13 protein-coding genes and 8 tRNA genes are annotated in these 17,816 nt (G+C 40.5%); 4 read left to right on the top strand and 17 right to left on the bottom strand.

Features of this window, described 5'->3' with window-relative positions; genetic code table 11:
• Positions 1 to 322: 322 nt before the first annotated feature.
• Positions 323 to 1,744, top strand: coding sequence for a sodium:alanine symporter family protein (locus H5182_RS18915; protein ID WP_149983426.1), 1,422 nt, complete (start codon positions 323 to 325; stop codon positions 1,742 to 1,744).
• Positions 1,745 to 2,675: 931 nt separating this feature from the next.
• Here the strand turns inward: H5182_RS18915 and H5182_RS18910 are convergent.
• The 12 genes from H5182_RS18910 to H5182_RS18855 all read right to left on the bottom strand — a co-directional run bounded on the left by H5182_RS18910 (position 2,676) and on the right by H5182_RS18855 (position 8,232).
• Positions 2,676 to 2,762, bottom strand: a tRNA-Leu gene (locus tag H5182_RS18910).
• Positions 2,763 to 2,799: 37 nt separating this feature from the next.
• Positions 2,800 to 2,873, bottom strand: a tRNA-Cys gene (locus H5182_RS18905).
• Between the two features lie 18 nt (positions 2,874 to 2,891).
• Positions 2,892 to 2,967, bottom strand: a tRNA-Gly gene (locus tag H5182_RS18900).
• 150 nt (positions 2,968 to 3,117) lie between these two features.
• Positions 3,118 to 3,204: transfer RNA gene (locus H5182_RS18895), tRNA-Leu, on the bottom strand.
• Positions 3,205 to 3,243: 39 nt separating this feature from the next.
• Positions 3,244 to 3,319: transfer RNA gene (locus H5182_RS18890), tRNA-Gly, on the bottom strand.
• Between the two features lie 66 nt (positions 3,320 to 3,385).
• A tRNA-Leu gene (locus tag H5182_RS18885) sits at positions 3,386 to 3,472 on the bottom strand.
• Between the two features lie 36 nt (positions 3,473 to 3,508).
• A tRNA-Cys gene (locus tag H5182_RS18880) sits at positions 3,509 to 3,582 on the bottom strand.
• A gap of 26 nt (positions 3,583 to 3,608) precedes the next feature.
• A tRNA-Gly gene (locus tag H5182_RS18875) sits at positions 3,609 to 3,684 on the bottom strand.
• A gap of 216 nt (positions 3,685 to 3,900) precedes the next feature.
• A complete protein-coding gene (gene pgsA, locus H5182_RS18870) occupies positions 3,901 to 4,446 on the bottom strand; it encodes a CDP-diacylglycerol--glycerol-3-phosphate 3-phosphatidyltransferase (protein WP_145242294.1) in 546 nt (181 codons plus the stop codon).
• A gap of 42 nt (positions 4,447 to 4,488) precedes the next feature.
• The gene (uvrC, locus tag H5182_RS18865; RefSeq protein WP_182735608.1) at positions 4,489 to 6,312 is read right to left on the bottom strand and encodes an excinuclease ABC subunit UvrC; all 1,824 of its coding nucleotides are present in this window, start codon (positions 6,310 to 6,312) and stop codon (positions 4,489 to 4,491) included.
• A 9-nt stretch (positions 6,313 to 6,321) separates the two neighbouring features.
• On the bottom strand, positions 6,322 to 6,972 hold the full coding sequence (uvrY, locus tag H5182_RS18860) for a UvrY/SirA/GacA family response regulator transcription factor (protein WP_016707677.1): 651 nt from the start codon (positions 6,970 to 6,972) through the stop codon (positions 6,322 to 6,324).
• A gap of 108 nt (positions 6,973 to 7,080) precedes the next feature.
• Positions 7,081 to 8,232: a dicarboxylate/amino acid:cation symporter gene (locus tag H5182_RS18855; RefSeq protein ID WP_182732226.1), complete on the bottom strand. Its 1,152-nt coding sequence runs from the start codon at positions 8,230 to 8,232 to the stop codon at positions 7,081 to 7,083.
• A 423-nt stretch (positions 8,233 to 8,655) separates the two neighbouring features.
• Here H5182_RS18855 and cysK point away from each other — a divergent pair, with 423 nt between their 5' ends.
• Positions 8,656 to 9,624 carry a cysteine synthase A gene (gene cysK / locus H5182_RS18850; protein ID WP_145242300.1) on the top strand — a complete coding sequence of 323 codons (969 nt, stop codon included), beginning with the start codon at positions 8,656 to 8,658 and terminating at the stop codon, positions 9,622 to 9,624.
• Between the two features lie 187 nt (positions 9,625 to 9,811).
• On the top strand, positions 9,812 to 10,207 hold the full coding sequence (locus H5182_RS18845; protein ID WP_404936107.1) for a hypothetical protein: 396 nt from the start codon (positions 9,812 to 9,814) through the stop codon (positions 10,205 to 10,207).
• A gap of 68 nt (positions 10,208 to 10,275) precedes the next feature.
• Here the strand turns inward: H5182_RS18845 and H5182_RS18840 are convergent, their stop codons facing one another.
• Complete coding sequence (locus H5182_RS18840; protein ID WP_182735607.1) at positions 10,276 to 12,552, bottom strand: acyl-CoA dehydrogenase; 2,277 nt, start codon at positions 12,550 to 12,552, stop codon at positions 10,276 to 10,278.
• A 180-nt stretch (positions 12,553 to 12,732) separates the two neighbouring features.
• Here H5182_RS18840 and H5182_RS18835 point away from each other — a divergent pair, with 180 nt between their 5' ends.
• Positions 12,733 to 14,577, top strand: coding sequence for a M2 family metallopeptidase (locus H5182_RS18835; RefSeq protein ID WP_182760440.1), 1,845 nt, complete (start codon positions 12,733 to 12,735; stop codon positions 14,575 to 14,577).
• 86 nt (positions 14,578 to 14,663) lie between these two features.
• Here the strand turns inward: H5182_RS18835 and H5182_RS18830 are convergent, their stop codons facing one another.
• The 4 genes from H5182_RS18830 to H5182_RS18815 all read right to left on the bottom strand — a co-directional run bounded on the left by H5182_RS18830 (position 14,664) and on the right by H5182_RS18815 (position 17,778).
• A complete protein-coding gene (locus H5182_RS18830) occupies positions 14,664 to 15,458 on the bottom strand; it encodes a putative porin (RefSeq protein ID WP_145242308.1) in 795 nt (264 codons plus the stop codon).
• A gap of 216 nt (positions 15,459 to 15,674) precedes the next feature.
• Positions 15,675 to 16,049, bottom strand: a complete 375-nt coding sequence (locus H5182_RS18825) for a PH domain-containing protein (protein ID WP_182760439.1) — start codon at positions 16,047 to 16,049, stop codon at positions 15,675 to 15,677.
• Entirely contained in the window at positions 16,049 to 16,963 is a 915-nt protein-coding gene (locus H5182_RS18820; protein ID WP_145242312.1) for an ABC transporter ATP-binding protein, read from the bottom strand. Before H5182_RS18820 ends, H5182_RS18825 begins: the two co-directional genes overlap by 1 nt.
• Positions 16,960 to 17,778: an ABC transporter permease subunit gene (locus H5182_RS18815; RefSeq protein ID WP_145242314.1), complete on the bottom strand. Its 819-nt coding sequence runs from the start codon at positions 17,776 to 17,778 to the stop codon at positions 16,960 to 16,962. The genes H5182_RS18820 and H5182_RS18815 overlap by 4 nt, the downstream gene beginning before the upstream one ends.
• Positions 17,779 to 17,816: the final 38 nt, after the last annotated feature.

The raw sequence follows: 17,816 nt of genomic DNA, 5'->3' as shown, positions 1-17,816 counted from the left end.
GAGTCAACACTTAGTTTTAAACTTTCTTGCGAATATTTAAAACCGAAGTTTTATTTAACTCTCTGAGTTGTTCGTGCCTCGCTATGCGTTGGCGTTTCCCGTCTCAGTGGGGTCGCATTATAGGGCGCGGCGAATTTTACGCAAGCGTTTTTATCATTAAATTCGCATTTATTTCATACCCTCAAGATACCCAAAAGAAACTTACACCTTACCCACAGAATCCTGTGGATAACCTCGTTTTTTTCATCGTTTCACTAAACTATCTGCTTTGCTTATGGTAAGTTGCCCGCTGTTTTTTAAACTCGTTCATTAGGCATATAACATGATAGATATAATAAATAGTATTAGTGGGCTGCTTTGGGGTCATATTCTCGTCTACCTATTAATAGCGGCAGGACTCTTTTTTACTATTAAACTCAAGTTTATTCAATTTGTTCAATTCCCCCACATGATTAAAGTCATGTTCAATTCTCGTCAGTGTGATAAAAACGGTATTTCATCTTTTCAAGCTTTTTGTACTTCCTTAGCCGCACGTGTTGGTACCGGAAATATGGCTGGTGTTGCTGTTGCACTGTATTTAGGTGGTGCTGGGGCTATTTTCTGGATGTGGCTAATTGCCTTAATAGGTATGGCAACGAGTTTTGCAGAAAGTACTTTGGCTCAAGCTTATAAGATTCGTGATGAACATGGTAATTTCAGAGGAGGCCCTGCTTATTATATGGAATATGGTTTGGGTAAACGTTGGATGGGGGTGGTTTTCTCACTCTGTTTGATATTGGCATTTGGCCTAGTATTCAATGCAGTGCAATCTAACTCTATAGCCGCTGCATTTAAAGTCGCTTTTGATATTCCAAACTATGTTGTTGGTTTAGTACTAGTCGTTGGCTCTGGCATTATTATATTTGGTGGCCTGAAAACTATTTCTCGCTTTGCAGAGTTGGTTGTACCATTTATGGCATTAGCTTACTTACTTGTAGCTTTATATGTGTGCGCTATTAATGCAGAGCAATTACCGACTGTATTTATGCGTATTATTAATAGTGCCTTTGGAATTGAGCAAGCGGGTGCCGGTGCGATTGGTTATGGCGTTATGCAAGCAATGATCCAAGGAATAAAGCGCGGCTTATTCTCAAATGAAGCAGGTATGGGTAGCGCAGCAAATGCGGCAGCGACTGCGACGCCAAATCCGCCCCACCCTGCCTCACAAGGTTATGTGCAAATGCTTGGTGTATTTATTGATACGGTTGTTATATGTAGTGCAACAGCCGCGCTGATTTTGCTCTCTGATCAATTAGTAGCTGACTCAGGTGTAACTGGTATTGCATTAACTCAGGCTGCTCTTGAAGAACATGTTGGAAGCTGGGGCACAATCTTTGTTGCGATTGCTATATTATTCTTTGCTTTTACCTCAATTGTTGCTAACTATTCATACGCAGAAACTAATCTATTATTCTTAGAGCATAATCATGAGCATGGTATGTTGATCTTTAGACTTATAGTATTAGGTATGGTGATGTTTGGCTCTGTGAGTGAACTGGGGTTGATCTGGACCTTAGCTGATATTTCGATGGGCCTCATGGCAATCGTGAACGTTATTGCACTGTTTATGTTATCAGGCGTGGTGATCTGGCTTGCGAACGACTACACCACACAGCGCAAAGCTGGCAAATTACCAACATTTGATCCAACCAAAAATACTCAGCTTGATCAAACCATCCCGAAAGGGATTTGGCATAAAAAGTAAATAAGCTTATTTACAATCAAAGAGGGAGCCTATGTGCTCCCTTTTTTGATCAAAATAATAATGCCTTAGTAGTTATTCAGATTTGCTATCACAAGCGTCTAATATATTCATCGCTAAAGCGCGGCCCTTATTGAGTGCTTTATAAATCTGGCTACAGCTTCAACAATGCTTCAGCGAAGCGCCACACAGGAGTGTTGCTCTGAATCTATTGGGTATGCATGCGGCTGCAATTGGCATAGTGACGCTTTACTGTTCTCAGCATTGGCCATTTATCAAGCGTCACCACAAAAGTAAAGCCTGCTGCTTTTTATACCAATCTGCCAAATTATGTGATCTAATTAGCGCACAGATACTTATCTACTTTTACTGAATTGAACTTAAAAGAATCCAAACAACTTTTAGTTTTATCACGTAAAGAGCCTAATGCAAGAAAACGCATACGCCTGCTTGCTGTTTCATTATTCTTTGAGGGTGGAAACAGAACGAATATTGCTAAGCGGCCAAATACAGCACGCGGCAGTGTCAAAAATGGATTTCAAACTACCTTAACAATTGAGTTGGATACGACAACACTGTCTATCTAATCGTGTATTTAGTGGTTATGAAGAAATAGTCGAACAGGTTTCGCAAGCGTGGAATAAATTCATCTCCGTCCCTGATACGGTTAAAATTATATGCTCTAGAGATTGGATCAAATTTACTTAATCTTTATGCAGATTGGTATTAGTGTTAGTTAAGCTAATTTCTCTGGCATCAATCAACAAAGTGATTTGCGTATATTTTGGTATTAAGATTGTCCGTACGCGCTATGGATAAAAGTTAAACGCATACAAAAGCTATAAGGTGAAAGTTTAATTTAATAGATAGATAAGCAATTTTGGGTGTGTTTTTTTACGCTGTAGGTATAAATGAAGTAATAGTGAAGATAAAGTGGTGCCCGAGGCCGGACTTGAACCGGCACGACTTGTTAGTCGAGGGATTTTAAATCCCTTGTGTCTACCAATTCCACCACTCGGGCATCGAGTTTGCTAATTAAAGCGTGTGGAGTAATTATTTGGAGGCGGAACCCGGAGTCGAACCGGGGTAAACGGATTTGCAATCCGGTGCATGGCCACTCTGCCATTCCGCCTAAATGTAACAAATAATTTGGAGCGGCACACGAGGCTCGAACTCGTGACCTCGACCTTGGCAAGGTCGCGCTCTACCAACTGAGCTAGTGCCGCATAAAACTTTGTCAGTAATTTGTACGTTGGTGCGCGACTATGTCGCGGTAAACGTTCTGGCAACTGAGCTAGTGCCGCATAATTAGATATAATTCTTTCTAAGAAATATTTTTTATCGCCCTTAAATTACCTTGGTTGAGTAATTTAAAGTGGTGCCCGAGGCCGGACTTGAACCGGCACGACTTGTTAGTCGAGGGATTTTAAATCCCTTGTGTCTACCAATTCCACCACTCGGGCATCGAGTTTGCTATTTAAAGCAAGTGGATAAAACTAATATGGAGCGGCACACGAGGCTCGAACTCGTGACCTCGACCTTGGCAAGGTCGCGCTCTACCAACTGAGCTAGTGCCGCATCATATTAATTCTAATTACTACATTTTTAAAAGTTACATTTGGTATATGCAACTAAACCACAAAGTGGTGCCCGAGGCCGGACTTGAACCGGCACGACTTGTTAGTCGAGGGATTTTAAATCCCTTGTGTCTACCAATTCCACCACTCGGGCATCGAGTTTGCTAATTAAAGCGTGTGGAGTGTTGATTGGAGGCGGAACCCGGAGTCGAACCGGGGTAAACGGATTTGCAATCCGGTGCATGGCCACTCTGCCATTCCGCCTCAATACTGGGTAACCTTTGATAAACTGGAGCGGCACACGAGGCTCGAACTCGTGACCTCGACCTTGGCAAGGTCGCGCTCTACCAACTGAGCTAGTGCCGCATAACGCATGTAAGTATTAATATGTTTCATCGCAACCTTGTCGCGGTAAAACATTCTAGCAACTTAACCAGTGTCACTTTGTTTATCTAGGGGGCTATGCCCTCTCAACACGGACGCATTCTACAGAGATTATTAAACGCGTCAATACAAAAAATGCTAGTTTTGAACTGTTTGATTATTTTTTATCTAAAACGGTGCGTTATTATACGTTTAGAGTCAATTTTTAGTCAATTCAGACCACGCTGCTATCAAATATTGCAGCATAGAAGTAACCGTTAAGAAGGTCGCAATGTAAAGTAAGCCATAACTTAAGTACATCATCCAACTATCGTATTGCCAAATGAGTCCAATAATAGCTAACATTTGCGCAGCAGTTTTAAACTTACCCATATTTGATACAGCTACATTACCACGCTTGCCTTGCTCTGCCATCCATTCTCGAAGTGCTGAGATAACAATTTCTCTGCTTATTATGATTAAAGCAGGAATAGTCATATACATTGATTGATAATAACTAGCTAAAGCAACCAATGCTGTACACACCATCACTTTGTCAGCAACAGGATCTAAGAATGCACCAAATGGCGTAGACTGCTCAAGCTTGCGCGCTAGATAGCCATCAAGAATATCAGTGATCGATGCAAGCCAGAAAATAAAAGCTGCAGCAAAGAAAGCCCATGAATAAGGCAGATAAAATACCACCAAAAAAATGGGGATAAGAAAAAGTCTAAATGTTGTGAGTGTGTTTGGAATATTCCACATAACTACTTGGGGATGTCTTTTTTTCTATATTCGCACGAAGGGCTAGCCCTTGTCATGCAAATGGTTAAATATCTTCTCAGCCATGTCAGAGCTGATCCCGGGTACTTGCTTTAATTGATCTATATTAGCAGCTTTTACTCCCTGCATGCCCCCTAAAAATTTTAATAATGTTTGGCGTCGTACCGAGCCGATACCACCTATCTCTTCTAATAGTGATTGAGTGCGTTGTTTTTGCCGCTTATTACGGTGCCCTGCAATAGCAAAGCGATGTGATTCATCGCGAATATGTTGGATCAAATGTAGCGCTGGTGCGTCTGAATCCATTGGAATTGTTTTCCGACCACCATCAATTAATAGTGTTTCAAGGCCTGGCCTACGACTGGTGCCTTTTGCCACACCGACTAACAGCGGCATTTTTGCATGTGGCCAATTAGCAAAATACTGCTCGGCACGAGAAAGTTGTCCTTTACCACCGTCGATAAAAATCACATCAGGAATTTTATCTTCGTCAACCAACTTGTTGTAACGCTTGTTTAACGCAAACTCCATTGCAGCATAATCATCACCTCCGGTGATCCCTGTGACATTAAAGCGTCGATATTCTTTATTATTCGGTCCTTGCGAATCAAACACCACACAACTGGCAACTGTGTTTTCTCCCATTGTATGGCTGATATCAAAACATTCCATACGATTAATATCATCAAGCCCTAACGTCGCTTTAAGTTGTGCGTAACGCTTATTAATCGAATCCTGAGTGCTTTGCTTCACGGTAATACTATTAAGCGCATTCTTATTAGCGAGCTGTAAGTATTGCGCACGCTCACCGCGTGTAACTGTTTTTAAAGTTACTTTGCGTTCACTCACTTGGCTTAATGCTTCACTGAGTACATCAATTTCATCAAGTGCAAATGGCAAAATAACTTCTTTAGCAATTCGCCCTGTTGCACCTGGCGCTAAATAATATTGCCCAAGAAATGAAGCCAGTATTTCTTGTGGCTGTGAATCTTTCGGTACTTTTGGAAAGTACGTTTTGCTACCGAGTACTTTATGATCGCGGATCATCAACAAATGAATGCCATTGAGGCCATTTAAATGAGCAAAACCCACAACATCCATTTCGGCATAGTTACCTGATATCGATTGTTGCTCTTGCATTTTACGCAGTAGCATTATTTGATCGCGTACTTTAGCCGCGAGTTCAAATTGTAAAGCGTGGCTCGCAGCTTCCATTTTAGAGATCAACGCTGCGATGACTTCATGAGATTTGCCAGTCAAAAATTTACGTACAAAATCAACTTGCTGATTGTATTCATCGTCACTCACTTCATTCACGCAGGGTGCAGAACAACGTTTTAGCTGAAATTGCAAACAAGGTCGGCTGCGAACGCGATAATACGCATCTTCACATTGACGAACAGGAAATATTTTCTGCATTAACCGCAAACTTTCAGAGACAGCCCCAGCGCTTGGAAATGGCCCAAAATACTCGCCTTTTACTTTGCGGCTACCGCGATGAAATGCAAGTCTTGGATGTTTGTGAGCAGTTAATAAAATATACGGATAGGATTTATCATCACGCAGTAAAATATTGTAACGTGGCTGATATTTTTTTATTAAGTTATTTTCAAGCAGTAAAGCTTCGGTTTCAGTATTGGTTAAAGTGATGTCAATATCACTAATGTTACTGACTAAAGCGCGAGTCTTGCCATCCGTGACATTGCTACGAAAATAGCTACTAACACGTTTTTTAAGGTTTTTAGCTTTACCAACATAAATAACTTTATCATCACTATCAAGCATCCGATAAACGCCGGGTTCGCTTGATAGTGTTTTTAAGAAATGGGCGTGATCAAATTCTGCCATGGGGCAACACTAGTGGGCGCTGTCGATGTCGATCATCTTATGACGAATAGCCAAATGAGTTAATTCAACATCACCACCCACATTCAGCTTTTCAAACATTCTATAGCGATAGCTGTTCACTGTTTTAGAACTTAAATTAAGGCGTTCGGCAATGTCTTGTACTTTTTCACCTTTAGTGATCATTAACATGATCTGTAATTCACGTTCAGATAAACTCTGAAATGGACTTTCATCAGTACGACCCGTCACTTGCGCAAGGGCAATTTGTTGAGCTATTTCTGGTGCAATATAGCGTTGCCCTGCATTTACTGCGCGAATTGCATTAACCATTTCATCAGAGCCCGCCCCTTTGGTTAAGTAACCATGAGCGCCAATTTGCATCACTTTACTTGGGAATGGGTCTTCACAATGTACTGTTAGTACAATAATTTTCACATCAGGGCAATAGCGACAAATTTTCTTGGTCGCTTCTAATCCGCCAATACCTGGCATATTCATGTCCATTAGCACAATATCAGGAGAATGCTGACGGCAAAATTGTACCGCTTCTTCACCTGTTTTAGCTTCACCAATTACTTTAAACCCACGAACATCATCTAAAATACGTTTGATACCCGTTCGTACGAGCTCATGGTCATCAACTAAAAGTACATTAATCAATGGGACACCCTCATATAACCTAACAGCACGTCAATATGACAATTTAATTGGTCACACTAACACAGAAAATCTGAAACGATAACTCAATTATCGTTTCAGATAATTAATTTAAGATGGCGTTTTTTCACTGAAGCGGTCAACCCACAAAGCAATTACACCATCACCGGTAACATTACAGGCTGTACCAAAACTATCCTGAGCCAAATAAAGCGCTATCATTAACGCCACAGCACCTTCATTGAAACCGAGCATACTGGTTAACAACCCCAGCGCAGACATGACAGCTCCGCCCGGAGCACCCGGTGCGGCAATCATTACCACACCTAGCATCATAATAAACGGCAACATCCCAAATAATGATGGTACATCCATGTTTGGTGATAAAAACATCACCGCCATCGCGCAAGTTACGATAGTGATCGTTGAGCCAGATAGATGAATAGTCGCACACAAAGGTACAGTAAAGTTAGCAACATCTTCTTTTACATTATTTGCTTTGCTTGAGCGTAAAGACACTGGAATAGTCGCAGCACTAGACATAGTGCCTAAGGCTGTAAAGTAAGCTGGGAGCATATTTTTAATTAATTCAACTGGGTTGCGTTTTAATAAGATACCCGTACCGATATAAAGAATAGTCAACCATACCCAATGCATGATTAATGCAGCAATCAACACCACACCAAACGTTTGTAAGGTATCAACAACAGTTCCTGCAACTGTCATCTCAGCAAACACACCTGCAATATAAAACGGTAATGCTGGGATAATAACTTTTGCTAGCAAACCATCAATCACATCGCGGCCCTGATCCGATACTTTTTTCAAGGTCTCTAGCTCTAATTGGCTCATACCGATACCAAACACAAACGCTGTCGCAAGCGCAGTCATAACACCCATCAATGGTGGGATCTCTAAATCAATAAAACTTGCCACTTCGGTGGCTATTTCAGCTTCGAAGGTTAAACCGCCATCAAATAACGGAATAATTGCACTAACAACCATCACTGCTAATGTGCCTGCAATAATGGTCGAACCGTAGGCGAAACCAACGGTTTTACCTAACAGATGGCCTGAGCCTTTTGGTAAACCAGCAATACCTGATGCTATAAAAAATAAAATAATTAGTGGAATAGTAAAAGTGATCAGTTGGCCAATTATTTCTTTTACCGTGTAAAGGAGTTCAACTCCCGTTAGTGGAACATATAAACCCACTAAAATACCGGCCAATATACCGGCAATTAATTTTAAGATTAACGTCATTGTCATCACTTCATAAATTTTGATGGGTGAGGTTTTAGCATGTTTTTAATTATATGTATCATAAAACCGCTCAACAACAGCCTGTTTGCACAAAATACAATCACTTTTAGCGTTAAACGCCCGTCTAATTTGTTCATTATAATATCTACTAGGCAATTCATTATGATCTAGCGCATATAAATTTTGGTCAGTATTTGTATCCCTAATAATCCTATGTCAGCATACCTGATAGTATTTTTGTTTTAATAACTATACATACAAGCTGTCGCTGTTTTTATTTCATTCAGTTATAAGCCGAATAGATATATCTTATAGCCAAACTTTACTTTAGTTTTTTTAATTCAGCAGTAAAGTGTCACTATTACAGATCGATTTACAATAAAAATCGATCACGATTGAATAAATTGCACCTAAGGGAACATTATGTCTACTATTTTTGAAGATAACTCACTCAGTATTGGTAACACACCGTTAGTAAAACTAAACCGTGTAACGACAGGTAATGTTTTTGCTAAAATAGAATCTCGTAATCCTAGCTTTAGCATTAAATGCCGTATTGGTGCATCAATGATCTGGGAAGCTGAAAAATCAGGTGAGCTGACTAAAGATAAAGAGCTGATTGAACCAACTTCAGGTAACACAGGTATCGCTTTGGCGTTTGTTGCGGCCTCGCGTGGATACAAACTTACGCTTACAATGCCAAACACCATGAGTCTTGAACGTCGTAAGTTACTAAAAGCATTAGGTGCTAATTTAGTCTTAACAGATGGTGCTAAAGGTATGAACGGTGCGATCGCTAAGGCAAAGGAAATTCAAGCATCAGCCCCTGAAAAGTTTATTTTATTACAACAATTCGAAAACCCTGCAAACCCTAAAATTCACTTTGAAACAACAGGCCCAGAAATCTTTAATGCATTAGATGGAAAAGTTGATTTCTTTGTGGCTGGTGTGGGTACTGGAGGTACAATTACTGGTGTCAGCCGTTATTTGAAACTTGAAAAAGGCCTTAATGTAAAGTCAATCGCTGTTGAACCAACTAATTCGCCAGTGATCAGCCAAACACTCGCGGGTGAAGAAATTAAACCTGGGCCACATAAAATTCAAGGTATTGGCGCAGGCTTTATTCCTGGTAATTTAGACCTATCAATGATCGATGGTGTAGAGCAAGTGTCTAATGAAGAATGTATAGCAATGGCTCATGAGCTGATGAAAAAAGAAGGTATATTAGTTGGTATTTCATCTGGCGCTGCGGTTGTTGCAGCAAAGCGTATTGCGGAGTTACCTGAAAATGCAGGTAAAAATGTCGTAGTAATTTTACCTAGTGCAACTGAGCGTTATTTATCAAGCCCACTTTTTGCTGAAGAGTTTTCAGAGCAAGAGCTGGTTCAATAAGTTTAAATAGCTTTTGAAAAAGGATGCAAACTGCATCCTTTTTTATTATTTATTGCATTCACATCACTAATTCTTACCGTAAACTTTACATCTGCCGCATTTCGTCACACACTAAATCATCACTAATAAATCTATTTATCTAATGAAATCATTTATAACTCTTTGCACTGCTACATTTTTACTGCTAATGAGCGGCTGTGGAAATGAAGATTCACCAAAAGGTGAAAAAAATACTCCAGGAAATAGCGCAGCACTATTTTTTGATACGCTTTATAACGAAAACGACCTAAACAAAGCCAGTACTATGGCCACACCTAAAATGGCGCGGATCATGAACTCTTACGGCACCTCAAAACAATTTGCCCGCAATTTAGTCAACATGCAATACGATGATGTAGTAATTGAAGTTGATATGACTAATATGAGTTTAAGAGAACAATATGGCGATACAGCCAATATCAACCTTATTTTCACAGGCCACTTCAATGGGAATAAAGTTGATGATATGCGCAGCGTAAAAATGGTGCGTAAAAAAGGCAATTGGTACGTTGATAAAATAAATGCCGATCCATTTGCACGCTAACGCTTTATATTAAATATTTAGACCGCTTAACAAGCCTTGCTCGCAGCAAGGCTTGTTAGTTTTCGCTATTACAGTTCACCTGGCTGATAATTATCTACCGCAATAGCCTGTTTGCGTAGGTTATTTGCAGCATGTAGCTTTTCGCCTTGCTCATCAGTTATTAACTGTTTTTCAAGCGCACTATCGATTGCAGTTGCTATATTAGCATTACGGTTAAGTGTGCCGTCACGTTGCCATTTCTTCAATCGTTTGAAGGCGGCGCTGGTATCATGCATCGCTATAAATGCATTCTCCATCACACCAGTACCCGCTTTATCATCCACATAACATAAATGAGTTAAGCGGTTTCTAAATACCCCTGGTTGCGTCATATGCTCACAAATTGTTTGTGCAAGTTCATCACTTGGGCGCTGGTAATGATTACCAAGCGGAAATACAATACGTTTTAGGATGAAGTTAATAACCGGGTTTGAAAAGTTTTTGAAAAAACCGTCAAATGCTTGGCCAATTTCAAACAGTGACAATTCAACCGCATATTTTACGAACGGAAGATCAGCTTGTTGACGCCCCTCGTCTTCAAAACGTTTTAATACACAAGATGCTAAGTATAAGTGGCTTAAGACATCCCCTAAACGCGCTGAAATCATCTCTTTACGTTTAAGCTCACCACCAAGTACTAACATTGCCACATCAGTGCTAAAGGCAAGTCCTCGGCTCATACGCCCTAATTGCTTATAATATGAAGCAGTCTCACCACAAACGGGCGATTTTGCAAAATAGCTTCGCGTTAATCCATGTATAAAAGCCATACTCGCATTAGTAGCGGCAAATAAAATATGCTGCAGTAATAATGAATCAAATTCTTTTAACGCGAGATCGTCATCTTCCATTGCTGCGGCTTCCATTTCTTTGAGTACAAATGGGTGGCAACGAGTTGCACCTTGACCGAAGATCATCAGATTACGGGTTAATATATTCGCCCCTTCAACGGTAATTGATACTGGAATGCCCATATAACCGTGCGCTAAATAGTTATTTGGCCCCACTTGGATCCCCTTACCTGAATGAATGTCCATAGCATCATTCATTACCGTACGGCCCATCTCTGTCATATGATATTTGGCAATCGCAGTCACCACTGATGGGCTTAATTTTAAATCAATGGCTCCGGCAGTCATTAAGCGGCATGATTCAAGACTATAGGTTAGTCCACCAATGCGAGCCAGCGCCTCTTGCACGCCTTCAAACTGCCCGATAGAAACACCAAATTGTTGACGTACCATTGCATAGGCCGATGTCATACGGGCACATAAATGCCCTGTTGCACTGCTCAATGCTGGTAATGAAATACCGCGCCCGGCACTTAAGCACTCAACCAACATCCGCCAACCTCGTCCTGCCCCTTTTTGACCGCCAATGATCCAATCAAGAGGAATAAATACATCTTTACCGTAGGTTGTGCCATTCATAAACGCCATATTCAATGGATAATGGCGCTCACCCGTTTCCACACCAGGGTGATCTGTTGGGATCAGCGCACAGGTTATACCTAGCTCTTTATGTTTACCAAGTAATCCATCGGGATCATACATTTTAAAAGCAAGTCCAAGAACCGTTGCTACGGGTGCAAGCGTAATATAGCGTTTTGACCAATTTAATCGTAAGCCTACAACTTCTTGGCCTTCAAACTCACCCTTACACACTACGCCAGAGTCAGGAATACTGCCAGCATCAGAGCCGGCTTCAGGGCCTGTTAGAGCAAAACACGGCACATCATCCCCCTTCGCAAGTGAAGGTAACCAGCGCTCTTGCTGCTCTTTTGTACCATAATGTAATAGTAATTCCCCAGGGCCTAAGCTGTTGGGCACCATCACGGTCACTGCTGCTGTTAAGCTTTTAGTGGCGATTTTAGCTACAATGGTTGAGTTTGCGATTGCTGAAAACTGGCGTCCGCCAAATTTCTCGGGAATGATCAGCGCAAAGAAACCTTGGGTCTTTAGGTAATCCCATACTTCTTTTGGCAAGTCTTTATCTTTTTGCACAATGTGATAGTCATCAAGCATCGCCAACAGTGTTTCCACTTCATTGTCTAAAAATATTCGCTCTTTTTCGCTCAACTCTGGCTTTGGGTAGCTGTGAAGTAATTGCCAATCAGGATTGCCACTAAATAGTTCTCCATCCCACCACACGTCGCCCGCTTCCATCGCTTCACGCTCAGTTTGCGAAAGCGGCGGTAATACCTTTTTAAACATTTTAAATGTCGGGCGGCTGACGAGATTTAAGCGGATATCTTTAACCGCAAAAATAACTATCACCAACACCAGTAACAAAATAAACACTGACATGGAAACTATCCTTATTAATTAATAAAACAGATTGACTTAATTATGACCGATCCTTTAATAAATACAATGCCACTATAAACTCGCATGGCCTGAGCTTAAGAGTCGGTTATTGATAAACTTTGCCTAACACATAGACGCTGCTATCATCCTACACGATAAATAACAAATATAAGGACCAACATGACTACTCCACATTTTAAGCTCAGTTTGAGCGCAATAATGGTTGCCAGCACATTAGCATTGAGCGGCTGTAACCAAGAAGCCACTAACACAGTAACTCAAGTTGCAAGCCCTGCGCCGGTAACTGCAAAAGACGCGCAAGCCTTTTTAGATACAACAGAGCAAGAGCTCAGTGCTTTATATCTAGAATCAAGTCGCGCGGAATGGATTTACGCTAACTTTATAACGCATGATACATCAGCCCTATCAGCTGAAGTAAATCGTAAAATGACCGAAGCGGTGGTTCGCCTTGCTAACGAAGCTGCACAGTTTGACTCTCTCGAACTTGATTATGACGCACGTCGTAAACTCGACAAATTAAAACTGGCACTGACTTTACCTGCCCCACAAGATGCAGAAAAAACAGCAAAACTATCACAGCTTGTGGCTGAACTTGGCGGTATATATGGTAAAGGTAAATATTGTAAAGACGATGGCAGCTGTTTAAGCCTAGGTGATATGACTGCAACAATGGCCACCAGCCGTGATTACAACGAACTGCTTGATTTATGGCAAGGTTGGCGCCAGGTATCAAAACCAATGCGTCCACTGTATGAACAACAAGTTGTATTAACCAATGAAGGCGCTAAAGAGCTTGGTTATGCAGACACTGGTGCAATGTGGCGTAGTAAGTATGATATGCCAGCAGATGATTTTGCCAAAGAGCTTGATCGTATTTGGGGGCAAGTAAAACCATTATATGATTCGCTGCATTGTCATGTTCGTGCCAAGTTAGGTGAAAAATACGGTGAAGACAAAGTACCCCAAGACCAACCTATCCCAGCGCATTTATTAGGTAATATGTGGGCGCAATCGTGGGGCAACATTTATGATGTAGTCGCACCTGAAAATGCCGATCCTGGTTATGATGTAACCGCATTATTAGCCGAGCATAACTACGATGAACTTAAAATGGTACGCGGCGCTGAAAAATTTTTCACCTCAATGGGATTTGCACCTTTACCTGACACCTTTTACCAACGTTCGTTATTCACTAAACCTGCCGATCGTGATGTACAGTGCCATGCTTCAGCGTGGAATATAGATAGTAAAGACGATTTACGCATTAAAATGTGTATTCAGCGTACTGGTGAAGAATTCTCAGTTATTCACCATGAGTTAGGTCACAACTTTTATCAACGCGCTTACAATACCCAACCGCTTTATTATCAAGAAAGTGCTAACGACGGTTTCCACGAAGCCATTGGCGATACTATTGCGCTTTCGGTAACACCTGGTTACTTAAAAGAAATTGGTTTATTAGAGCAAGTGCCTGATGAATCGAAAGACATTGGCTTACTGATGAAAATGGCGCTAGATAAAGTAGCGTTTATTCCATTTGGTTTACTTGTGGACCAATGGCGTTGGCAAGTATTTTCAGGTGCAGTAACCCCTGAAAACTACAATAAGGCATGGTGGGAATTACGTGAAAAATACCAAGGTGTAAAAGCACCTATCACACGAAGCGAAGCTGACTTTGATCCAGGTGCAAAATATCATGTGCCAGGTAATACACCATATACACGTTACTTCTTAGCGCATATTTTACAGTTTGATTTCCACCGTAGTTTATGTGAAATAGCAGGTAACAAAGAAGCCATTCATCGCTGCTCAGTATACAACTCTAAAGAAGCAGGTGAAAAACTCAATGCTATGCTAGAAATGGGTTCAAGCCGCCCTTGGCAAGAAGCATTAGCCATCGTAACAGGTAAACCTGAAATGGATGCAACAGCCCTACTTGATTACTTTGCGCCACTGCAAAAATACCTTGATGAGCAAAATAAAGGCCGACAATGTGGTTGGTAAGTAAACTTAGTTAAATAACAAAAATGCGAAAGCCCGCTCAATTGAGCGGGCTTTTTTAGTATTGCAGTACTAGTATTACAGTTTGATTAGAACTGTAAGCTTACATTTGCAAAGTAAGCGTCATAACCAGAATCATCCCAGTTATTGCCGTAACCAGCTTTTAAGCCAACATTTTTGTTGAAGAAATGTTGAGCACCAAAAGTGTAATCATCGTTTTTATTAAATGTAACAAACGCTGATGTCGCTTTAGTGAAGTAGTAATTAGAACCTAATTCCCATGAACTACCACTGTCGTCAGTATCTGAAATAGTACCTTCAACAGTTAGGTAGTTACCTTGCTTAAGATCCATGAAGTATTTAGCGTTCACAGCGCGGTAATCAAACTCGTCATCAGATGTTACAGTGAAACCGATGTAATCTGTGCTATTAAGTTTATGATCATAAGCAAGATCAAATATTACTGAATTTTCGCCATCTTCAACGTCAATGAATGTCGCTTTTAATAATAAATTTGGATTAAAAAAGTAACCTGCTGATACATTAAATACGTCTTTGCTTGAAACAGAATCAACATCAAGGTTGCTATATTGAGCACCTACCACAAAATTTTCAACAAAGTACTCACCACCAATAGTTGTTACATCGCTAAAGTCATTATCAATGTATGAACCATATACGTTGGTTTGCTTGTTAATATACTCAAATTGATCGTAAGGACCTAATGTTGCTTTTGGTGAGAAGTAATATTTTGAATCAACACTAACTGTGTCGTTGCCATCGGTATCCATATATCCTAAATGGCTGATTGACTGATAGTTATCCGCAGCAGTCGCGGCACTAGAAAGAAGAATACTCGAAATAATAACTGCTAATTTTTTCATAAAAAGATTTCCCTATTTTACATTGTTTTATTGCTACAAGGTTTAACGTTTAACCGGTTGGTTAAGACGGGGCACATCCTAACGCGAGTAAACTGAATTGAAACTTAACTAAGTGCTTGTATTTTATTATAAAAATGTAAGTGGATGTAAGGAAATGTAAAAAAAAGGTAGCGAATAGGAATGTTAATCGCTACCGTTTTAAAAGCTCAATTATGATCAAAGCGCGTACTGGCTGATTATCCGGTACACATCATTGATATTATCACCCGATTTAAAGTCTTTGCTGATCGGTGTTGGATCAGAGCCAACCCAAATTTTTAATTCAGCATCTAAATCAAAATGACCTGCACTTTCTTTACTAAACTTAGTAATTTTTGAATAAGCAATACTGATCATCTCTATTTTTGAGCCAGTGACCCCCTGCTTATCCAACAAAATTAAACGTTTGTTAGTAAAAATAAACATGTCACGTACCACTTTATAGGCCTTTTCAACTTGTTCACCTTCAATCAGTGTATTTTCCAATACTTTTTCTAAATCATTGTCATCAATTTCACTGGCATTACCCATTAAACCACTTAATAAACCCATTATATTTGCTCCTGTTTAAATATTTGATTTTCTAATGTATGGCCGTTTACCAATTGGCGATACCGCCAACCTTGCTGATAACAATGTTGCAGTATGGTGATATCAAATGGTGTCGCCGTTTTTTGGTACTCGATAACATATTCTTTAGCTTGGCTCATATACACTTTAGACACTTCTGCTAAAGCTTGTATTTTCTCTTCAACATCCGGGTAATGCTCGCTCAATAACAATGTAATAAATCCAGACTCTAGTTCGCTATTATCACTGTGCGTTGGATGCTCTGTGAGCTTACCTTTATCAAGGTGCAGTACATGTGAACATAAGCGTTCTAGTTCAGTTAAATCATGCGAACTTAAAATAAAGGTAGCCTCACTGCTAAGATTCGCAACCACTTCGCGTACTTCGCGAGCATGAATAGGATCAAGCCCAGCGGTTGCTTCATCCAGCATGACTATTTGTGGTTTCCCGATCAGCGCTTGACCTATGGTGACACGTTTACGCATTCCATGTGATAAATCATCAGAACGCTGTTTAGCAACGTCAGCTAGTCCGACTAACTCAAGTACGCGGATCGCTTCTGCTTGGCTTTGCTTATTTGACAGCCCTTGTAGCTGGCCATAAAACGCCAGTTGGTGAGCGATACTAAAGCGCGGATCAAGTTGAGCATCTTGCGGTAACGCACTGAGCTTGCCAAACAATTCACTACTGCCTGGATTATGTCCAATAATATTGAGCGTGCCTTTTGTTGGTAAAATATAACCGCATAACAAACTAAACAAGGTGGTTTTGCCTGCACCATTTGGCCCAACCAGTGCTACTGGCGCGCCTTGCTGTATCTCAAAACTTACCTGATCAAGGGCCAATTTATTACCATACTGCTTAGTTAAACCTGTTGCGTGTATTAGTGTGCTCATAGAGAACTCCTTGCAAAAATACGCTGAGCAATCGCTAGCATCACGGTAGTTTGTATTAACGGAATGCCAATGCTATTAAATATTCCTGCGTTTTGTCCTGCCATTTGATCAAGTTGTACGCCAGGGAAAACATAATCAAGCATTGCCAAAACGGGTATTTGCCAGCTTAAAATACTGACCACAATATTTCCGCCAGCAAAAAATAATACGGCAAGCACTACAGTTAAACGCGCTGAGCGTGCAAAAGTATTTAACAACGTCATTAGTGCTATAAAGGGCAAAACAGCAATTAATAAATAACAGAACAAAATAAAGCTGCGACTTATGCCACTGACTAATAATGCTGGATCTCTAAATACCATAACCGCAACTGAAGCTACCAAGGTAACAAGTAGTAATGCTGCTAAAATAAATACCTGTCCTAAAAAGCGGCCAAATAACATTTCATTACGGGTAGCTCTAAGAGATAAAAAGCGTAGTGTTCCTCGTTGTTTATCACCAACAAGTTGGTCGCTACATAAAAACAAGCAAAAGCTGGGAAAGCTATACAATGCAATTAACCAATACATAGCTAATTCAGCTTCAGGCCAATCGAGTAATTTACTCAGCCCAATAGCGCCAAACACTTGTTGTGCTAAATCGGCTATTTGGGGCGAACTAATTAAGCTGACAGCTTGACCTATCGGATAACGTAAAATCAATAACCAACAAATCGAAAATGCGGCAACAGCAAGTAAGCCGCGCTTGGTCAAAAATAATCTCACTAGTTCAAACTGGGCAATCTTTAATAATCGCTGAGGGTGGAGTTGCGTCACAGATATTCCTTATTAATCTATATACAGCTTACACTAAG

This window comes from Pseudoalteromonas sp. SG44-17 (assembly GCF_014164235.1).
GTDB classification, from domain to species: Bacteria; Pseudomonadota; Gammaproteobacteria; order Enterobacterales; family Alteromonadaceae; genus Pseudoalteromonas; species Pseudoalteromonas rhizosphaerae.
This window is presented reverse-complemented; position numbering and strand designations above follow the sequence as displayed.

What these genes read in the sequence shown, in the direction of transcription:
- H5182_RS18830 (WP_145242308.1), bottom strand. Translation starts at nt 15,458, where the DNA reads ATGAAAAAATTAGCAGTTATTATTTCGAGTATTCTTCTTTCTAGTGCC.
- H5182_RS18835 (WP_182760440.1), top strand. Translation starts at nt 12,733, where the DNA reads ATGACTACTCCACATTTTAAGCTCAGTTTGAGCGCAATAATGGTTGCC.
- uvrC (WP_182735608.1), bottom strand. Translation starts at nt 6,312, where the DNA reads ATGGCAGAATTTGATCACGCCCATTTCTTAAAAACACTATCAAGCGAA.
- H5182_RS18820 (WP_145242312.1), bottom strand. Translation starts at nt 16,963, where the DNA reads ATGAGCACACTAATACACGCAACAGGTTTAACTAAGCAGTATGGTAAT.
- cysK (WP_145242300.1), top strand. Translation starts at nt 8,656, where the DNA reads ATGTCTACTATTTTTGAAGATAACTCACTCAGTATTGGTAACACACCG.
- H5182_RS18845 (WP_404936107.1), top strand. Translation starts at nt 9,812, where the DNA reads ATGAGCGGCTGTGGAAATGAAGATTCACCAAAAGGTGAAAAAAATACT.
- H5182_RS18840 (WP_182735607.1), bottom strand. Translation starts at nt 12,552, where the DNA reads ATGTCAGTGTTTATTTTGTTACTGGTGTTGGTGATAGTTATTTTTGCG.
- H5182_RS18915 (WP_149983426.1), top strand. Translation starts at nt 323, where the DNA reads ATGATAGATATAATAAATAGTATTAGTGGGCTGCTTTGGGGTCATATT.
- H5182_RS18855 (WP_182732226.1), bottom strand. Translation starts at nt 8,232, where the DNA reads ATGACGTTAATCTTAAAATTAATTGCCGGTATATTGGCCGGTATTTTA.
- H5182_RS18825 (WP_182760439.1), bottom strand. Translation starts at nt 16,049, where the DNA reads ATGGGTTTATTAAGTGGTTTAATGGGTAATGCCAGTGAAATTGATGAC.
- pgsA (WP_145242294.1), bottom strand. Translation starts at nt 4,446, where the DNA reads ATGTGGAATATTCCAAACACACTCACAACATTTAGACTTTTTCTTATC.